Origin of the sequence: Bowmanella dokdonensis (assembly GCF_017254865.1) — a bacterium.
Classification (GTDB): Bacteria; Pseudomonadota; Gammaproteobacteria; order Enterobacterales; family Alteromonadaceae; genus Bowmanella; species Bowmanella dokdonensis.
This window is the reverse complement of sequence record NZ_JAFKCV010000127.1, coordinates 1-408: the sequence shown is the minus strand read 5'-3', so window position 1 is coordinate 408 and position 408 is coordinate 1. Positions and strand designations below refer to the sequence as shown.

The 408-nt window shown below is 52.2% G+C and carries 1 protein-coding gene; it reads left to right on the top strand.

Annotated features, from left to right (window positions below; all coding sequences use genetic code 11):
- Window positions 1-334: AEC family transporter (locus J0A66_RS21865; RefSeq protein ID WP_206575957.1), on the top strand; the 334-nt coding region annotated here is incomplete at its 5' end.
- Between the last annotated feature and the right edge of the window lie 74 nt (window positions 335-408).

Sequence of the window (408 nt, the reverse complement as noted above, 5' to 3'; positions counted from 1 at the left end):
CACGCTGGTGCCGGTGATTATGGTCGCGGTTGGTTTTCAGTTTCGTTTGCGACTGGATGGAAAAGAGGCTTGGCCATTGGTGTTTGCCTTGGGGGTTAAACTGCTCCTGATGCCGATTTTTGCGCTTGCGCTACTGTGGCCTTTGCATCCACAACCCCTATTGCTCCAAGTGGGGGTTTTTCAGGCAGCGATGCCGCCCATGGTGTCTGCTGGGGCGCTGGCTATCGGTGCCTCTCTGGCACCGCGTTTGGTGGCGGCGCTGGTGGGATTAGGCTTGATTCTAAGCTTTATTACATTACCCATTTGGTACTGGTTATTGCAGCAGTTGGTCTAATATTCCGTTTCTATACTTCTTTGTGAAATGGTTGGCGTATGTCCATCATCTTGCGTGCAGCTAAGCCCCAAGAC